The sequence below is a fragment of the Embleya sp. NBC_00888 genome (genome assembly GCF_045207655.1).
Lineage (GTDB): Bacteria > Actinomycetota > Actinomycetes > Streptomycetales > Streptomycetaceae > Embleya.
Genome location: NZ_CP108785.1, coordinates 3,210,504 through 3,227,549, shown reverse-complemented (window position 1 = coordinate 3,227,549; position 17,046 = coordinate 3,210,504). Strand labels below are relative to the sequence as shown.

Here is a 17,046-nt window from a genome sequence, read left to right as displayed (position 1 = left end):
GGTCCGACCCTATCGGGCGGGGCCGTCGAGCGCGCCCAGGCCCTTCTGCAGGTCTTCGAGGTTCATCACCGGCTTGACGGTGACCTTGGCGCCCATCGAGAAGAACGGCTCCGCGATGCTCGGCAACTGCGACGAGTCCTGCATGTCGAAGACGAACAGGCACGAGCGGTCGCCCTCGACGGCGGTGAAGTAGGCCGCCTCGGGGTGGAGTCGCTCGACGATCGCCTGGATGGTCTTGGGCAACGACCCGTCGGCGACGGCCCGGTTGCCCGCCTCGGTGTCCATGCGTGCCTGGAGGAACATGCGCATCGATCTCACCCGGTCTCGCGTACGGACCGTGTTCGGCGCTCACCACGGGCACCCGTGAGGACTCGGTCGCGTACGCTTCCAGGCTCCTCTCGTGCGCCGACGCCCGCAAACGCCGCGAACACCGCGGGCCGCGATTCGCGTACCGGTTCGGTGGTCGGGTATGCGAAAGGTATGAACGCGCGACATCGCGCTCCGGCCAAGCGCCCTCCCGGCAGCGAGGCGGCCCATCCACGCAGTGACCTCGCCGCGCGCAGGGTCATGTCCAGGATCGCGCTGCCGTTCTTCGTCGTCGGTTGTGCGCTGTGCGCGTGGGCGGCCTCGACGGATGTCACGAGCGAGGTGCGCACGCTGTGGATCGTCGCCGCGGTCGCGTGCGCGGTGACGGCGTTGATCGCCTGGATCGATCTTGTGGTCATCGCGCGGCGGATGCGCGGCGAGCGGACCTGGTCGGCGCGAGACCGGTGAGCGGTGGCCGGCCGTGGGTGGGCCGGCGCTCAGGCCCTGTCCGGCGGATCCTGGTGGGTCCGCGCCGGCTGGCACCGTGCCTCGCCGCACCGGAGAAACAGCCGAATGGAACCACTGTGCGGCTGCTTCTGCGGCACGCCGAGGCACGGCATCCGCCCTTCGGGCTCCTCGCTGCGCTCACGACGCGGCCCGATCCACCAAGATCCGCCGGACAGCGCGTCGGCGCGCCTGTCGACGGGTCGTTCGACCCGCGCGTGGTCGGCGTTTTGCCCCACGTGCCGCTCGGTGCGCGTGCGGTCGGCCTCCCGCTCGGCGTGCCGAGGTGCGGTGTGTCCGTCAGTGCGCCGGTTGTGCCACCAGGGATTCGGCGCGGGCGGTGGGCTCGGTGTGCGCGGTCTCCTCGGTGTGGCCCATGCGCCAGTAGCCCATGAAGGCGATCGAGCGGTGGTCCATGCCGCGCTCGTCCTTGAGGTGGCGGCGCAGCGCGCGCACCCGACCGGCCTCACCGGCCAGCCACGCGTAGCCGTGTTCGACCGGCAGGTGGGCGTCGCGGATCGCGTCCAGCAGCCGGTTCTCGGCGACCGGCGCGTCGCCGCGATGGATCCAGTCCACCCGTATCCCGGGCGGCGCCGCGAGATGTTGGCGATCCGCCTCGGAGGCCACCTCGACGAAGACGTGCCCGCGTGCGTCCGGCGGCAACGATTCGACGATGGAGCCGATCGCGGGCAGCGCCGCGTGGTCGCCGGCCAGCAGCAGCCGGCGCCCGGCGGGCGGCTCGAAGCTGTAGCCGCCGTTGCGCTCGGCGGTCGGCCCGAGCAACTCGATGGCGTCGCCGGGACGCGCGGCGCGGGCCCAGCGACAGGCGGGTCCGCCCGGCGCGTGCAGCGCGAAGTCGATGTCGATCTCGACCGGATCCGACCGGTGCGCGCGCACGGTGTAGGTGCGCTGGTACGGCCGGTCGGCCTCGGGGATCCGCGTCCACGCCTCACGCCAGGTCAGGTCGTCCCGGGTGATCCGGGACGCGGGCCGACCCTCGCGCGGCACGAAGAGCTTGACCCGCTGGTCGGGTCCGCCCGGGACGAAGTGCGCCAACCTGGGACCGGTCAGGGTGATCCGGGTGGCGTTGCGGGTGATCGGCGTGTTGCGGACCACGGTGAGCTGGAAGGGCCGGTAGAGCTGCGCCCGGCGTTCACGTTCGGTGGAGATTGGAACTCGCCCTCTCGGACACGGTCGGCCACGGACGACCCGAGACGATGTCGTGGTTAGGTTAACCTAACCACAGACTTCCGCCGGCCGCCGCCGGCGCGCCGGGCGAACCCGAGGACTCCCCGAGGCACACCCGAACGGCCCTGGGACCGACCGGATTTGGCCGGCAAGTATGCCTACCCTAAGTTGTGGGGCGTCCGGGTGGACGGGTCCGGATCGACGCTCCGGTCGATGTTCCCGTTCGACGTGCCCGGGTCGAGGTGCCCGGTTCGCCGTGTCCGGGTCGACATGTCCGAGGGGGACCGATCACGCATGCGGCTGTACCTGCTCGCGCTCAATCCCACCGACTCGGTGACCGAGGGATTCCTGCCCGCCGCCCACCGCCTCGGACTGCACGTCACCCTTCTGGCCGACCCCGCGTACGCCGCGCGACACCGCGAACTGTGCGCCGCGCTCCCGGGGGTGCGGGTGCTGGACTGCGACGTCCGCGACTTCCGCGCGGTGATCGACCGGATCTCGGGCGGGCACCGCCCGGACGCGGTGTTCACCAACAGCGACCACCTCCAGGTGCAAGCCGCCCTCGCCGCCTCCTACTTCGACCTCCCGGCCAAGGACTGGAAGGCCGCGCTGCGGACCAAGAACAAGGCCCGGATGCGCGGCCGACTGGCCGACACCGGCACGGACACCGTCTGGGCCGCCGAACTGGCGCCCGGGCAGCCGGTCGCCGACCTGTTCGACCTCACACCGCCGTATCCGTGCGTGGTCAAACCGCGCGAGGGCGTCGCCGGCGAGGACGTGGTCCTGGTCACGGACGACGCGGAACTGCTCGAGCGCTGCGCCGAGATCCGGGCCCGGCGACCGGCGGCGGCGCTGCTGGTCGAGGAGTTCCTGTCGGGAGAACTGCACACCCTGGAGACGCTCGGCGACCGGCACGGCATCCGGGTCCTGGGCGGCTTCCACACCCGACTGTCGCCACCGCCGTACTTCGTCGAGACACGCCTGGATCTGGTGCCCGAACCGCCCGCCGCGACCACCGCCGCCGTGCTCACCCAACTCGACGCGCTGGGGGTGGGTTTCGGGGCGTGCCACACCGAATTCGTGGTCCAGGACGGGCGACCCCGGATCATCGAGGTCAACTACCGTGCCATCGGCGACCAATGCGACCTGCTGCTGCGGGACGTGCTCGGCATCCCGCTGTTCGAGCACATCCTGCGCGTGCACCTGGGCACCGACCTGCCCGCCGACCTCGGCGCGCGCGCCGGCCGGCACGCCCGGGTGGACTACCCATGCGCCGACCGTGCGGGCACCCTCACCGCGGGCCCGGACCGCGTGCGCTCCGACCCGGCCGGCGCCACCCGCGTGGACTACCACCCGCTGCGCGCGATCGGCGAACGACACCCGGTGTACGGGTCCAACCGGGACTACCTCGGAGTGCTGCGCACCATCGGCACCGACCGGATCGCCGTCGACCGGGCCGCCGAGGACTTCCTGACCGGCCGGCAGTGGAGCATCACGCCGTGACCGAACACGCGGCCGGCGATCCGCCGCCACCCTCGGCCGGCACGGACGCGCCGCTCGACGCCGCCGCCGGCGATCCGCCGCTCGACACGGCCGCGGCCGAAACGGCCGATGCCGCCGACCCGGCCGACGGGCCCGGTGGCTTCGACGGTGAGTTGCTGCGTCGAGTGCTGGACACCGTGCTGCGCGAGGACGTCCTGGGCCTGCGCGGCACCGCCGTACCCGAACAACGACCGGACGGGACCTGGCTGCGACTGACCGCTCCGACCGGCACCGACGCGTTGCTGCTGCCGGTCCGCGCCGACGGGTTCCAGTGCGAGTACGCCACCCGCGCGCCGTTCCTGGTGGCGTCGCGGGACGGCGCGCGCGTGACCGACACCGACCGACTGCTCGCGATCCTGCGGGACTGGGCGGATCCGCGGGACCGGTCCGGCTTCGACGACTTCGCCGAGGAATGCCGGCAGGCCGCCCGGGCGGGCCGACTGCTCGCGCGCACCGGCCCGGCCGTTCGCGCCGGGCTCGCCGACCGGTACGGCCCGGACCCGAGCGCGTGGACCGGGCTCGGCTCGGGCCCGGCCCTGGACACACTGGCCGCGCACGTCGACCATCCGCTCTACCCCACCGCGCGCGCCCGCTCCGGCCTGACCGAGACCGCGCTGCGCCGGTACGCGCCCGAACACCACCCGAGCTTCCGTCTGCGCTGGGCCCTGCTCCCGCGCGACGCCACCACCCGCGCCGGGACCCTGCCGCCCTGGTGGCCGACCCCCGCCGACCTCGGCCGACCCGACCTCGCGGGCAGCCATCTCGCCCTGCCCGTGCACCCGTTGACGTTCGACCGACTCCCGGACCCGGCCGTGCCGACCGACCGGGAGTATCTGGACGTGCGCCCGACCCTGTCGATGCGCACCGTGGCGGTGACCCGCGACCCGGCCGTGCATCTCAAGCTCCCGCTGCCGATCGCCACCCTCGGCGTGCGCAACCGGCGCACCATCAAGCCCGGCACCCTGGTCGACGGCGCCGCCGGCCGACGGCTGCTCGCCGAGGTGCTGCGCCGGGAACCACGCTTTCACGACCGGGTCTTGCTCGCCGACGAACAGAGCTACCTGCACGCGGACCACGAACTGCTGGGCGTGCTGGTGCGCCGGCATCCGCCCGACCTGGAGCACACCCTCGTGCTGCCGCTCGCCGCACTGCTCGCCCGAGGACCGGACGGCGCCCTGGTCCTGGACCGGGCGGCCGGGCGATTCCACGCGGGCGATCGATTCGCGCTGCTCGACGCCTACCTCACGCTGCTCCTGGACTGGCAGACCACGCTGTTCCGGTACGGCATCGCGCTCGAATCACACCCGCAGAACCTGTCCCTGGTCCTGGCCCGAGGACGCCCGGCCCGCCTGCTGTTCAAGGACAACGACGGCCCGCGCGTCAACCCGGCCCGCTGTCCGCTGCCGCACGGCGGATTCGACGACGCGCGCACCTACACCGCCGACGACGGCCCGCTCGCCGACCTGTTCCTCACCATAACCGTGCATCTGTGCGCCGGTGCGCTCGCGTTCGCGCTGCCCCCGCCGGAGCGGGACCGACTGCTGCGGCTGGTGGGCGAGCGACTGGCCGTGCTGGCACCGCCGGAGCTGCGGCGCCGCGCGCTGGACGGGCAACGATTGCCGGTCAAGGCGATGATCACCGCCGGCACGCTGCTCAGCAAGGAGCGCTCCGGCGCGGCCGACATCAACAAGTACTACACGACCGGGCCGAACTACCTTCGTCGTGCGGCGCGTTCGACCTAGCGATCGACCGCGACCGTCGATCCGCCCGACCGCCCGGCGCACGCGCCGCGCATCTCGCCTCGCCTCGCCTCGTCTCGCCCTCGAATTCGTTGGAGTCGCCCATGCCGCTGCCGTCGGCGCAACCCCGAACCGACCCCGCCCACACCGGCCAGGCGCCGCCCGCGCCGCCCTCCGCCGACGAGGTCGTCGTGCACACCCTGCTCAACTGCCTGCATCGGGAGGTCTGCCGGCCGGAGGGGCGCAGCGTGGTCGAGCCCGGCGACGGCGGGCACCTGCGGCTGCACCTGGCCCGCTCGGGGACCCGGTTGCGGGTCCGCCTGCGCCGCGCCTCGCTGTTCGGCGACCATCGCTTCACCGGCCCGGTGGCCGAACTGCGCGGCTCCACCTGGCAGGTGTTGACCTGGCCCGAGGTGGCCGAGCGCGTGCACGCCGAACTGGGCCTGCGGACCGGTGTGCGCAACGACGAGTTCCTGGGCCAACTGGCGTCCAGCCACGCGGGCGTGCGTGCGGGACTGGCCCGCCGGACCGCGCGACCCGCCTCGCGCTACCTCGACTCGGAGCAGGCCCTGCTCTTCGGACACCGCTTCCATCCCACCCCCAAGGCGCGCGGCGCCGACCCGGCGGCGTGGGCGGCCTACGCGCCCGAGGCCCGGGCCGCGTTCCGGTTGCGGCATCTGGCGGTGCGCAACGAACTGGTGGCGCAGGAACGGCTGTCCGAGTCGGCGACGGCCGTGCTGGACCGGCTCGGCCCGGTACCCACCGGATACACACTGCTGCCCGCCCACCCGTGGCAGTACGAACTGCTCTCCGAGCACCCGCGCCTACGGGCCGCGCTGGACCGAGGCGACGTGCTCGACCTGGGCCCGCGCGGCGAGTCGTTCACCCCGACCGCGTCGGTGCGTACGCTCGCCGGCGCGGGAGCCTTCCTCAAGTTCAGTCTGAATGTGCGGATCACCAACTGTGTGCGCAAGAACGCCGCCTACGAACTCTCCGGGGCGGTCGCGCTGACCCGCGCGCTGGGCCCGATCCTGGCCCGATCGGCGGCCCGACGGCCGGACTTCGCGATGCTCGGCGAACCCGCGTACCGGAGCCTGTCGGCGACCGTCGCGCCGGAACTGCTCGAAGGCTTCGGGGTGATCGTCCGGGACGGTCTCGACCCGCTGCTGCGGCCGGGCACGACGGCGCTGCTGGCCGGCGCCGTGGCCGCCGAGTACCCCACCGGGTCCGCGCACGTGTCCCGGTTGCTGGACGGCGCCGGGCCGGACGCGGTGATCCGCTGGTGGGACGACTACCTGTGGCTGCTGGTGCCGCCGGTGCTGGCCGCCTACTTCGAGCACGGCGTGGTGTTGGAGCCGCATCTGCAGAACGTGCTGCTCGCGGTGGACGACGCCGGCCGGCCCCGCCAAGTGCTGATCCGGGACATGGAGGGCACCAAGCTGCTGCCCGGGCCGCACGCGGCCACCCTGGCCGCGTTGCCGCGCTCGGTCGCCGAGCCCATGACGTACGGCGCCCGGCGCGGTTGGGATCGGGTGGCCTATTGCCTGCTGGTCAACAACATCGCCGAGTTCCTCGCCGCGCTGACCGACCTGTACCCACGGCTGGAGACCCGCCTGTGGGCCCGGGTGCGGGCGGTCCTGGCCGACTGCGCGACCGAACACGGCGAACCGCCGCCGCTGCGCGCGCTGCTCGCGGGTGCGCCGCTGCCCGCCAAGGCCAACCTGCTCGCCCGCTGGGAGCGGCGGGCCGACCGCGAGGCGGAGTACGTCCGCATCCCCTCGCCGCTGGCCGCGTCCCGGCCCGACACCGCCGCCCGCACACCCGCCCGGAGCGCACGATGATCACACCGGCCGTACGAACCCGCGTGGCCGACCTGGACTCCGCCGAACTCCCCGCCTACATCCACGACACGACCCACCTGCGGGCACACGCGGCCTCGGTGCGCGCGGCGCTGCCGGCGCGGGTCGAGCTGTACTACGCGGCCAAGGCCAACCCCGCGCCGGAGATCCTGACCGCGCTCGCCGGCGACGTGAACGGCTACGAGGTCTCCTCCGGCGGTGAACTGGCGCACGTACGGGCGCATCTGCCCACGATGCCGGTCGCCTTCGGCGGCCCCGGCAAGACCGTCGACGAACTGACCGCCGCGCTGCACCTGGACGTCGGGCGCTTTCATGTCGAGAGTCCGTACGAGGCGCGTCGCCTCGTCGCGCTTGCCGCCCGGACGCGGCCCGACCACGACGTCGACGTGCTGCTGCGGGTGAACCTGCCGCTCGGGCCGGACGTCCTGCGCGGCGCGGCGCTCACCATGGGCGGCGATCCCGGGCCGTTCGGCATGGACCCGGACGACGTGGAGTCCTGCCTGCGCGCGCTCCGCGGACCGGACGCGGGTCGGGTCAGGGTCCGGGGCATCCACGCACACCTGGCCAGCGGCCTGGACGCGGACCGTCGACTCGCCCTGGCCGAAGGCGTCCTCGCCTGGGCCCGCGACATCGCCGATCGGCACGGGATCACCCGGCCCGAGGTGAACATCGGCGGCGGAATGGCGGTCGACTACACGAACCCCACCGCCCGCTTCGACTGGGCCCGCTTCGGCGCCGGCCTGGACCGGCTCGTGGCCGACCGCCCGGACCTGATCGTGCGGATCGAACCGGGTCGGGCGCTGACCGCCTACTCCGGCTGGTACGCGACGGAGGTGGTCGACCTCAAGCACAGCCGCGGCCGGGCCTTCGCCGTGCTGCGCGGCGGAACCCACCACCTGCGCACCCCGGCGGCCAAGGGCCACGACCAGCCGTGCGTGATCGTGCCGACCACGAGCCCGTGGCCGCACTCGTGGCCGCGACCGGAGATCCACCACACCCAGGTCACGTTGACCGGTCAACTGTGCACCCCCAAGGACGTGTTCGCCCGCGACCGCGCGATCACCGAACTCCGCGTCGGCGACCGGATCGCCTTCGCGCTGGCCGGCGCGTACGCGTGGAACATCTCCCACCACGACTTCCTGATGCACCCCCACCCGACATTCCACTACCTGTGACCCACCCCCTGTGACCCCGCTCGATGGTTCCCCCGTGATCTCGCCCGATGACCCCGTCCGCAGCCCGCGGACCGGGCGCACCGGGTCGGGATCGGTTCGGGATCGGGTCGGTCGGAAACGAGAGGACAGGCCGTAGGGTCGGCACATGCTCTTGTGGATCAACGGCCCGTTCGGGGGCGGCAAGACTCAGACCGCGTACGAACTGCGACGACGGTTGCGCGGCAGCGTGGTCTGCGACCCGGAGCAGGTCGGCTTCGGCCTGCACCGGATGTTGCCGCCGGCGCTGCGCGGCGACTTCCAGGATCTGCCGGCCTGGCGGCAGGGCGTGTTCGAGGTGTTGGACCTGACGCTGACCAGGCACGACGGCCCGGTGATCGCGCCGATGACGGTGGTCGAGCCGGGCTACTTCCGGGAGATCGTCGGGCGGTTGCGCGAACGCGGGCACGACGTCCGGCACTTCGCGCTGCTGGCGGAGCGGGCGACGGTGCTGCGGCGACTGCGTGAACGCGGCTTCGGGCACGCGGTCCGGGTCTTGGGCGGCAAGGACGCGCCGCTGCGCCGGGAGAGCTTCGCGGTCTCCCGGCTCGACCTGTGCCTGGAACGGCTGGTCGACCCGGAGTTCGCCGAGCACATCCACACCGATCACATCGACATCGCCCGGGTCGCCGATCGCATCGCCCACTCGGCCGGGCTGACCCTGGCCCCGAACACCGACGGCCCCGTGCGCGGTCGGCTGCGCCGGGCCTGGACCGGCGCCAAACACATCCGCTTCGACTGATCCGGGCACGGGGAGGGTCGGCGAGCACGCGGGCGATCAGATCGCGGGCGGCAGCAGCGTGGTGAGCGGAAACGCCGTGGCGTCCGTGTGCGGGCGGGACACGTGCAGCGCCGTGTGGAAGTACCCGGCGGTCTCCTTGCCGTGCGGGTCCTCGGCGGCGGCCGTCACCGCGTCGACGGCGTAGCGCTGCTCCCGCGCGCTGGTGAACCGCCGCTGCGGGAAAGTCTGCGCGGCGGCCTTCTCGGTGACCAGACCGTGCGCGGTCAGCCCGTCGGCGATGGCCTGATAGGACCCCGTACGCAGGACGAACGCGGCCACCCAGACGGGCTCCGGGGCGTCGGCCAGGAACGGCTGGAAGGTCCGGGGCGACAGGAAGCTGGCGCCGCCCGTGATGGTGATCAGCCGGGTCGGCCGCGCGGCCCGGAGCAGCGCGGGCGAGGGCGCCGCCAGTTCCAGGTTTTCCGCGAACCCCTCGTCCAGCAGGCCGACCGCGCGAGCGTAGGCGATCGCGTTCGCGGCCACGTCGAGGCCGACGACACGGACCGCGTCCGAGCGCCGCCGAGCCGCGTAGTAGGCCCGGTCGGCCTCGATCAGCTCGGCGGTGTCCAGCGCGGCGATCCGCGCGGAACCGTACCGGTCGTAGAGCTCGGCGAGTGTCACGTGGTGGTTGAGCAGCGCCGCGTTGATGCCGTACGAGCAGCAGATGTCCAGCACGGTCACCGGCTCCCGGACCTCGCCGTCGGCCCCGGCGCGGGCGGCGACCAGGCGGCGAAAGATCTCCTGGGCGTGATGCGGCGTCTGGTACTCCCAGGCCCCGAGCGCCCGAAAGAAGTCCCGCGGATCCGGCCGATCGTAGATGTCGTCGAACCGGGTCATCGCGCTCTGCGGCCCGTCCTCCGCCGACTCCGCTTCACCACCCACGCCAACCACCACCCTCTCCTCCCGAAACGCTGCCCCCCACGCACCCACCCGAACCGACCCACACCCCCGAACACCCGAAACCCCAAGCCGACGGCCCGACATCGACGGGAGCGGGTCCGGCACCGGCGGGACGGTGGGCGGGACCGGCCCGACACCGGCAGGACGAGGACGGGTCCGGCACCGGCAGGACGGTGGGCGGGATCGGCATCGGCGGGACGGTGGGCGGTGGGACCAGGGCGGGGGTGGGTCCGGCGGGGGACACCGGCGACCCCGGACAACGTTGCCAGGGTGTCGGTGGGGGTTCGTTTCAGGTGGGGGTGGTGGGGTGAATCTGGTCGGGTGACCCATCGGCGAGGAGTTCCCGTGAGTACAGACGACACCGGGTCGGGCGGTCCCTCCGGCGCCTCGCCGGCGCTGGACGTCGAGCCGCACCCGCATACCACCACCGTGGCCGAGGCCACCGGGCTGCGGGTCGCCACCCGGCGGATCGCCGCGGCGCCGTCGGCGAGCCCGCGCACCTGGTTCGGTCGGGTCCTGGAAACCCCGTTCGGCGCCCGGGTGCTCTTCGGCGACGTGTCCGGCGACCCGCTGTGCGCCCCCGACCTGACGGCGGACGTGGTCGCCGGCTTCGCTGCGGCGGCGCCCGACGTACCGGAGCTGCCCGATGTCGCGCATCGGATCGCCATGTCCCTGCGCGAGGATCATCTGCGCGGCCATCGCTCCATGGTGCGACTGCTTCTGATCGGCCACGTCGAGGAAGCGGCCGGGACCGGCTCGCTCGCCCTGGTCAATCGCGGCTACCCGGCCCCGCTCCTGGTCGTCGGCCGGCAGGTGCTCGGCCTCGAACCGGCCTTCACCACCCCGCCGATCGGCGCGCTGACCCCGGGCAGCCTGCGGCCGACGGAGCTGGTGGTCGCGGCCGGCGGCGGCGAGCGCGTGTTGTTGTACACCGACGATCTCGCCGAGGCGTACGACGCCGCCGGCGAACGCTATCCGGTGGTGCGACGCGCGCCGGATCGACTGCACGGCGACTTCGTCGGCGCGCTGGAGCGTCTCGCGGTCGACGTCGAGGCCCATGTCGACGCGTCCTTCGCCGGCGACGCGGCGCTGTTCCTGCTGGAGGCCGAGCGAGCGGGTGGCTGAGCACGCGGGCAGGGCCGGGCCACCCGTTCGGCTCGCCCACGGCGCGTCCGGGCCGCGCCGGGCCTAGCGTTCGAACATGGCGAAGACCTCGAAGCACGGCACGGCGGAACGAGGCTCGCGGGTCACCATGCGGCAGATCGTGATCGTCGTGGTGATCGCGCTGAGCGTCTGGTTCGTCCTGGCCAACACCGGGACCACCTCGATCCGCTTCTGGATTCCCGAGGTGGAGGCCCCGCTCTGGTTCGTGCTGGCCGGCACCTTCGTGGTCGGGGCGCTCATCGGATGGCTGATCGGGCGGAACCGCCGGCCCAGGTGAGCACGAAGCCCCGCGCCCCAATCGGCGCTACACCCCGGGCCCCCGCACCGGCACGGACGAACTGAGCCGCCCCACGGCGACCGCCGCGCGTTGCGCCGAACCGTTCAGGTGCACGCCGTGCAGGCGGAGCTGGAACATCGCGTCGAAGCGGGCGTCGCCGTCGGCGAGGTCGATCGCGCCCACCTCGGACAACCGGCGCAGCCGGTAGCGGAAGGTGTTCGGGTGCACGTGCACGGCCGCCGCGGCGGCGGTGACGTCGCCGAAGGTGTCCAGCCACGCGGCGAGGGTCTCGGTGAGATGCGTGTCGTGCTCGGCGTCGTAGGCGCGCAGCCGGGCGACCGGCCCCGCCGGTGCGTCGTCGGTGGCCGCGACCCGGTCGGCGACGTCGACCAGGAGCGAGGACACGTACACGTCGCACAGTCGGGCCACCCGCAGCGACGAGCGGCCCGAGCGCAGCACCCGCAGCGCGCGGTCCGCGTCCGCGCGGGAGGAGGGCAGGTCCACCTCGCGCGCGACGACCCGCCCGATGCCCACGACGGCCTCGATCCGGCCGCCGATCCGGGCCAGGAACTCCTCCGCCAGCCGGACCGCCCTGCCGTCCGACTCGGTGGGCAGGATCGCGTAGGTGAAGCCGCCGAGGCGCGCGGTGGCCGTGCGCGGGTGTACCGCCGCCAGGTGCAGGGCCAGCGCGTCCACGATCCGGTGTTCCTCCGCGGTGCGCTCCGCGGGTGCCGAGTCGCCGACCACCGCGAGCGCGAGCACGCACGCGGGCTGGTGCGCCAGACCCAGTCGGCCGGCCGCGTCGACCGCCGCGGGGCCGCCTTCGAGCACGGTGGCCAGCAGGTCGGTGCGCAGTCGGCGCTCGACGTCCGCGCCGGCGCGGCGGCGCAGCAGGTGCAGGGCGACCACCTTGGCCGCCTCGGTCAGCGAGCGCTCCAACTCGGCGGACAGCGGTGCGCGCACCACGACCCAGATCGAGCCGAGGATCTCGTCGCCGGCCCGGACCGCGATGGCCACCCGGGGCAGGTCCGAGACGCCGGCCAGGTACAGCGGCCCCTCGTTGCGGTACAGGGCGTGGAAGGCGCCGCGTTCCTCCAGGATGCGCAACATCTCCGCGGGCACCTGGCGGTCCAGGATGGTGGCGATCCGGGGTTCGTCCGCCTCGTCCTGACGACTGGAGAAGGCCAGCACCCGCCCGCTGCGATCCTCCACCGTGACCGGCCCGTCCAGGAGCGCGGCGATCGCGTTGACCAGCGCGAACAGATCGCCGGCCGGTGCGCCGTCGAGGGTTTCGCCGGTCTGCGCGGTGCCCACCTCGTCCACCGCGAGCAGTGCCCGCAGCAGCGTGGTGACCTGGGACCAGGAGGCACCGGGGGTGAGCGCGAGGACGACCACGCCGGTGCTCGCCACGGCCGCCTCGATCTCGGCGTCCACCACGATGGGGCCGCGCACCACGACGGCCGGCGCGGCCAGGCCGGCCGCGCGGTGCACCAGGGTCACGATGGCCGGCGATCCGTAGACGGCTACGCCCAGGACCACCGCGCCGGGCGCGTGCGAGGGTTCGTCGTGCGGGTCGTGGATGAGCACTCCGGTGACCTCGCGGTCGGGATCCGGCTCGCCGGCCGCCACCTCGAACAAAGTGGAACCGAGGTCGTCGATGATGCGCCCGAGGACGGCGCGCGAATGCGCGGTCATCGGATGGCCACCGGGGCGGCGGCGGGAATGCCCGACGCTATTCGACGCGGGCCCAACACGTTCACCACGTTCATGACACGGGGATCCAATCGGTCGACACAGTCCCCCGTCGGGCGCTCCGGCCGACCGCGTCTGCGCCGGTCACTCCGTGGGCGGGAGTTTAAACGATCTTGTGATGGATGTCGTGGTCCATCGCGCCGCCGGGTGCCCGTCCCCCGAGACCGGGCACCCGGCGCGGGGTCAGCGCGAGTGCGGGCCCCGACCGAGCACGTACCGTCCGTCCCGGGTGAAGCCGAGCACCACCCGGCCCTCGGCCATCAGCCCGCCCAGCACCTCGCGCAACGCCAGACGCCAGCCCCGCGCCGCCGCCGGGTCGGTCCGGCGCAGCGCCTCGATGTCGCGCGGCACCGCCACCAGCACCACGTCCCCGTCGGTCCGGCCCGGGATCGGCCGCTTGTCCGGACCCGTGTCCAGGCCGAGCACCACCTCCCCCGCCAGGGCCTCGGCGTCGACCGGCCGAGGTGTCCCCGCGCAGGCGAGGGCCACCCGGTCGGCGGTCAGGTCCCAGCCGGCCAGGATGCGATCGGAGTAGTCGTCGCCGTTGATGGCATCGGACATGGGCCCGTAGAAGTCGGCGAGGTACTGCGCGGGTACCGCGCCGAGCTTGGCCAGGTTGAAGTAGGCGTTCCGTCCGACCAGGGGGTCGAACGTCCAGGTGACCCGGGTGATCCCGCGGGCCAGGCACCACGCCCGCTGGTACACCTTGAGCGCGTAGCCCACCTCGCGTCCTCGCGAGCGTTCGTCGACGCCGGCGATGTGCGAGTGCAGGCCGTCGGTGGAGAGCAGGCCCACACCCGCGCCGACCAGTCGATCGCCCTCGTAGGTGCCCGCGACGTAGCCGCCGGAGTGCGCGACCACGGTCATCATCTCGGGGCTGATCATCGGGGTGTCGGGCTGCCAGACGTGTTGGAACAGGCCGCACGCGTCGGCCATCTCGACCGGCGTGTGCAGTTCGCGGATCTCGATCCGAGCCACGCGAGCCGCGCGGTCGGCCGCCTCGGCCGCGCGGTCGCGCAACGCACCGGGGTCGGGTTCGGGTTCGCGGTCGGCGCGGTACAGGTCGCCGCCGGTACGCGCCCCCGCCGGTGTCGGGGTCATCGGGCCGCGGCCTCCGTCTCCACATCGGTATCGGGGTCGACCGCCGCGCGTTCGGGCAACGGCTCGCCGATCGTGGGCACGCCGGACAGCAGCGCCCGGGTGTACTCGTGTTCCGGGTTCTCCAGGACCTGGGCGGCCGGGCCGGACTCCACCAGGACGCCGCGGTCCATCACCGCGATCCGGTCCGCGAGATAGCGCACGACGGCCAGGTTGTGCGAGATGAACAACATCGCGAAGTCGAGTTCGCGTTGCAGGTCGCGGATCAGGTTGAGCACCGCGCCCTGGACCGAGACGTCCAGCGCGGAGGTGACCTCGTCGGCGACCAGTACGGCGGGCCGGGCGGCGAGCGCGCGGGCCAGTGCCACGCGCTGGCGCTGGCCGCCGGAGAGCGCGTGCGGCAGCCGGCCGGCCACGCCGGGGTCGATGCCGACCAGGTCGAGGTAGCGGGCCACCTCGCTCGCCCGGGTCGCCCGGTCGGTGCGCGGCACCGCCTCGGCGACCGAACCGCCGATGGTCAGGCGCGGGTTGAGCGAGGCGAACGGGTCCTGGAAGACCAGTTGGATCGGTCGGCGCCCGGGCTTGCGGCCCTGGTCGACGCCGTCGACCAGGACCTGCCCCGAGTAGACGGGGACCAGACCGACCGCGGCCCGGCCCAGGGTGGACTTGCCCGATCCGGAGCCGCCGACCAGGCCCACCACGCTGCCCGCGGGCACCTCCAGGGACACGTCGTCGACGGCGGTGGAGGCACCGCGGCCGCGGCCGTAGCGCACGGTGATGTTGCGCAGTTCGAGCGAACCGGATGTGGCGCTCCCGGCCGGGCCCGGGGCGGCTTCGGCGGCGGAGGGATCCACCGTGCTCGCGGCTTTCATCGTGCCTCCTCGAGTTCGTGGGTGACGGTGGTGATCGGGTCCCAGCACGCGACGCGGCGGCCGGAACCGATCGATTCCAGGACCGGCTCCTCGGTGCGGCAGCGGTCCGTCGCCCGGGCGCAGCGCGGCGCGAACGGGCAACCGACGCTCTCCTCGCCGGGCTCGGGCGGCCGGCCGGGGATGGTCGCCAGCGGGACGTCCCGGTCGGTGGTCATGCTGGGCACCGCGCCGATCAGCGCGGCCGAGTACGGGTGGGCGACGCCGTCGGCGAGGTCCCCGACGGGCAGTTCCTCGACGATCCGTCCCGCGTACATCACCACGACGCGGTCGCACACCTGGGAGACGACGGCGATGTCGTGCGAGATGAGCAGCAGTGCGGCGCCCGATTCGGTCCGCACGTCCCGGAGCAGGGCCAGCACCTGGGCCTGCACGGTCACGTCCAGGGCGGTGGTGGGCTCGTCGGCGATGATCAGCCGGGGTTCGCCCATCAGGCCCATCGCGATCATCACGCGTTGGCGCATGCCGCCGGAGAACTCGTGCGGACGCTTGCGGACCCGCTGTTCGGGGTTGATGATGCCCACCGCGCCCAGTCGGGACACGGCCCGGGAAAGGGCCGCCGCCCGCCCGGCGTCGTGGTGCACCTCGGCCACCTCGGCGAGTTGCCGGCCGACCGTGAGCGCGGGGTTGAGCGAGGCCATCGGGTCCTGGAAGACCATGGCCATCGAGGTGCCCTTGGGGGCCTGCTTGTTCAGGTCCCGGTCGCCGAAGCGCAGGGTGCCCGCGCTGACCCGGCCCGGGTGCGGGACGAGTCCGGCCGCGGCGAGCGCGGTCAGGCTCTTGCCCGAGCCGGACTCGCCGACGATGCCGACCGCTTCGCCCTCGGCGACGGTGAGACAGACGTCGTGCACGGCGGTGTGCCCGGGGAAGCGCACCCGCAGGTGGTCGATGTTCAGCAGCGCGGACTCGGCCGCTTCGGCGGACCGTTCGGTGACCGGGTCGGCCGCGCCGACCTCGGCCTGCGGCGCGGTACGGCCGGCGTTCGCCTTGGCGACCACCTCGCCGATCAGGCCGAAGGTGATGCCGGTGAGCACGATCGCAAGGCCCGGCCCGACCGCCGACATCGGGTCCACCATGACCCGGTCGAGTTGCTCGTTGAGCAGGCGTCCCCAGTCGTAGTCGGGCGGTTGCACGCCCAGACCGAGGAAGGACAGGCCGGAGAAGGCGACCAGGATGCCGGCGGCGGTCGTGGAGACGAACAGCGCGACGGGTTCGGCGATGTTGGGCAGGATGTGCCGGACGATGATCCGGAAGCGGCCGACGCCCAGGATCCGCGCCGCGGCCACGTAGTCGGTGCCGGCGACCGAGGCGGTCAGGTTCTGCACGAGTCGGGCGGTGCTGGGGGCCGCGCCCAGGCCGATGGCGAAGGCGGCGGAGAAGGTGCCGACGCCGAAGATGACCGCGAGGAAGAGCACGAACAGCAGGCCGGGGAAGGCGACGAGCAGGTTGACCGTCGCGGTGATCAGGCGACCGGCGCGGCGGCCGAGGACGGCCGGCAGGACGCCCAGGACCAGGCCGCCGACGACCGCGATGAGCGTGGCGAACAGGGTCAGTTCCACGGTGAGCCGGGTGGCCACCACCACCCGGGCGGCGATGTCGCGACCCAGCGCGTCGGTACCGAACAGGTGCTCGGTGCCGCTGTGTCGGCCGATCGCGTCGGTGTCGATCCGGTCGGCGGTGTCACCGAGCAGCATGGGTCCGAAGATCGCCACCAGGGCGATGATCGTGCTCGCGACGGCGGCGGTGATCCCCAGCGGGGTGCGCAGTGCGAGGCGAAGTCTTGGTGCGTTGGCCAT

The 17,046-nt window shown here is 73.4% G+C and carries 15 protein-coding genes; 8 read left to right on the top strand and 7 right to left on the bottom strand.

The features are described from left to right. Positions 1-9: 9 nt before the first annotated feature. Positions 10-309, bottom strand: a complete 300-nt coding sequence (locus OG948_RS48455) for a hypothetical protein (protein WP_331771418.1) — start codon at positions 307-309, stop codon at positions 10-12. A gap of 171 nt (positions 310-480) precedes the next feature. On the opposite strand from OG948_RS48455, the gene OG948_RS48450 reads away from it, so the two are divergent. Continuing rightward, positions 481-774 (top strand): hypothetical protein, encoded by a 294-nt coding sequence (locus tag OG948_RS48450; protein WP_331771417.1) that lies wholly within the window; start codon positions 481-483, stop codon positions 772-774. A gap of 336 nt (positions 775-1,110) precedes the next feature. On the opposite strand, the gene OG948_RS48445 is transcribed toward OG948_RS48450, so the two are convergent. Then, a complete protein-coding gene (locus OG948_RS48445) occupies positions 1,111-1,926 on the bottom strand; it encodes a siderophore-interacting protein (protein ID WP_331771416.1) in 816 nt (271 codons plus the stop codon). A 366-nt stretch (positions 1,927-2,292) separates the two neighbouring features. Between OG948_RS48445 and OG948_RS48440 the strand changes: the two genes are divergently transcribed. The 5 genes from OG948_RS48440 (at position 2,293) to OG948_RS48420 (ending at position 9,091) form a co-directional block, all read left to right on the top strand. Next, positions 2,293-3,501, top strand: a complete 1,209-nt coding sequence (locus OG948_RS48440) for an ATP-grasp domain-containing protein (protein WP_331771415.1) — start codon at positions 2,293-2,295, stop codon at positions 3,499-3,501. After that, on the top strand, positions 3,498-5,282 hold the full coding sequence (locus OG948_RS48435; RefSeq protein WP_406300677.1) for an IucA/IucC family protein: 1,785 nt from the start codon (positions 3,498-3,500) through the stop codon (positions 5,280-5,282). The genes OG948_RS48440 and OG948_RS48435 overlap by 4 nt, the downstream gene beginning before the upstream one ends. A gap of 101 nt (positions 5,283-5,383) precedes the next feature. Further along, the gene (locus tag OG948_RS48430; RefSeq protein ID WP_331771414.1) at positions 5,384-7,120 is read left to right on the top strand and encodes an IucA/IucC family protein; all 1,737 of its coding nucleotides are present in this window, start codon (positions 5,384-5,386) and stop codon (positions 7,118-7,120) included. After that, on the top strand, positions 7,117-8,313 hold the full coding sequence (locus OG948_RS48425) for a type III PLP-dependent enzyme (RefSeq protein WP_331771413.1): 1,197 nt from the start codon (positions 7,117-7,119) through the stop codon (positions 8,311-8,313). Before OG948_RS48430 ends, OG948_RS48425 begins: the two co-directional genes overlap by 4 nt. 145 nt (positions 8,314-8,458) lie before the next feature. Next, a complete protein-coding gene (locus tag OG948_RS48420) occupies positions 8,459-9,091 on the top strand; it encodes an AAA family ATPase (RefSeq protein WP_331771412.1) in 633 nt (210 codons plus the stop codon). 36 nt (positions 9,092-9,127) lie between these two features. Here OG948_RS48420 and OG948_RS48415 read toward each other — a convergent pair whose 3' ends face one another. After that, entirely contained in the window at positions 9,128-10,012 is an 885-nt protein-coding gene (locus OG948_RS48415; protein ID WP_331771411.1) for a hypothetical protein, read from the bottom strand. A gap of 363 nt (positions 10,013-10,375) precedes the next feature. Here OG948_RS48415 and OG948_RS48410 point away from each other — a divergent pair, with 363 nt between their 5' ends. Further along, complete coding sequence (locus tag OG948_RS48410) at positions 10,376-11,155, top strand: SpoIIE family protein phosphatase (protein WP_331771410.1); 780 nt, start codon at positions 10,376-10,378, stop codon at positions 11,153-11,155. A 76-nt stretch (positions 11,156-11,231) separates the two neighbouring features. Further along, positions 11,232-11,471, top strand: a complete 240-nt coding sequence (locus OG948_RS48405) for a LapA family protein (protein ID WP_331771409.1) — start codon at positions 11,232-11,234, stop codon at positions 11,469-11,471. 27 nt (positions 11,472-11,498) lie between these two features. Here the strand turns inward: OG948_RS48405 and OG948_RS48400 are convergent, their stop codons facing one another. The 4 genes from OG948_RS48400 to OG948_RS48385 form a co-directional block, all read right to left on the bottom strand. After that, positions 11,499-13,166 (bottom strand): helix-turn-helix domain-containing protein, encoded by a 1,668-nt coding sequence (locus OG948_RS48400; protein WP_331771408.1) that lies wholly within the window; start codon positions 13,164-13,166, stop codon positions 11,499-11,501. Between the two features lie 240 nt (positions 13,167-13,406). After that, positions 13,407-14,324: a GNAT family N-acetyltransferase gene (locus tag OG948_RS48395; protein WP_331771407.1), complete on the bottom strand. Its 918-nt coding sequence runs from the start codon at positions 14,322-14,324 to the stop codon at positions 13,407-13,409. Continuing rightward, positions 14,321-15,193: an ATP-binding cassette domain-containing protein gene (locus OG948_RS48390; RefSeq protein WP_331771406.1), complete on the bottom strand. Its 873-nt coding sequence runs from the start codon at positions 15,191-15,193 to the stop codon at positions 14,321-14,323. Before OG948_RS48390 ends, OG948_RS48395 begins: the two co-directional genes overlap by 4 nt. Beyond that, entirely contained in the window at positions 15,190-17,046 is a 1,857-nt protein-coding gene (locus OG948_RS48385; RefSeq protein WP_331771405.1) for a dipeptide/oligopeptide/nickel ABC transporter permease/ATP-binding protein, read from the bottom strand. Before OG948_RS48385 ends, OG948_RS48390 begins: the two co-directional genes overlap by 4 nt.

Coding starts and splice junctions, on each gene's coding strand:
- OG948_RS48455 (WP_331771418.1), bottom strand. CDS start 309: ATGCGCATGTTCCTCCAGGCACGCATGGACACCGAGGCGGGCAACCGG.
- OG948_RS48450 (WP_331771417.1), top strand. CDS start 481: ATGAACGCGCGACATCGCGCTCCGGCCAAGCGCCCTCCCGGCAGCGAG.
- OG948_RS48440 (WP_331771415.1), top strand. CDS start 2,293: ATGCGGCTGTACCTGCTCGCGCTCAATCCCACCGACTCGGTGACCGAG.
- OG948_RS48430 (WP_331771414.1), top strand. CDS start 5,384: ATGCCGCTGCCGTCGGCGCAACCCCGAACCGACCCCGCCCACACCGGC.
- OG948_RS48425 (WP_331771413.1), top strand. CDS start 7,117: ATGATCACACCGGCCGTACGAACCCGCGTGGCCGACCTGGACTCCGCC.
- OG948_RS48420 (WP_331771412.1), top strand. CDS start 8,459: ATGCTCTTGTGGATCAACGGCCCGTTCGGGGGCGGCAAGACTCAGACC.
- OG948_RS48405 (WP_331771409.1), top strand. CDS start 11,232: ATGGCGAAGACCTCGAAGCACGGCACGGCGGAACGAGGCTCGCGGGTC.
- OG948_RS48400 (WP_331771408.1), bottom strand. CDS start 13,166: ATGACCGCGCATTCGCGCGCCGTCCTCGGGCGCATCATCGACGACCTC.
- OG948_RS48395 (WP_331771407.1), bottom strand. CDS start 14,324: ATGACCCCGACACCGGCGGGGGCGCGTACCGGCGGCGACCTGTACCGC.
- OG948_RS48390 (WP_331771406.1), bottom strand. CDS start 15,193: ATGAAAGCCGCGAGCACGGTGGATCCCTCCGCCGCCGAAGCCGCCCCG.
- OG948_RS48385 (WP_331771405.1), bottom strand. CDS start 17,046: ATGGCCAACGCACCAAGACTTCGCCTCGCACTGCGCACCCCGCTGGGG.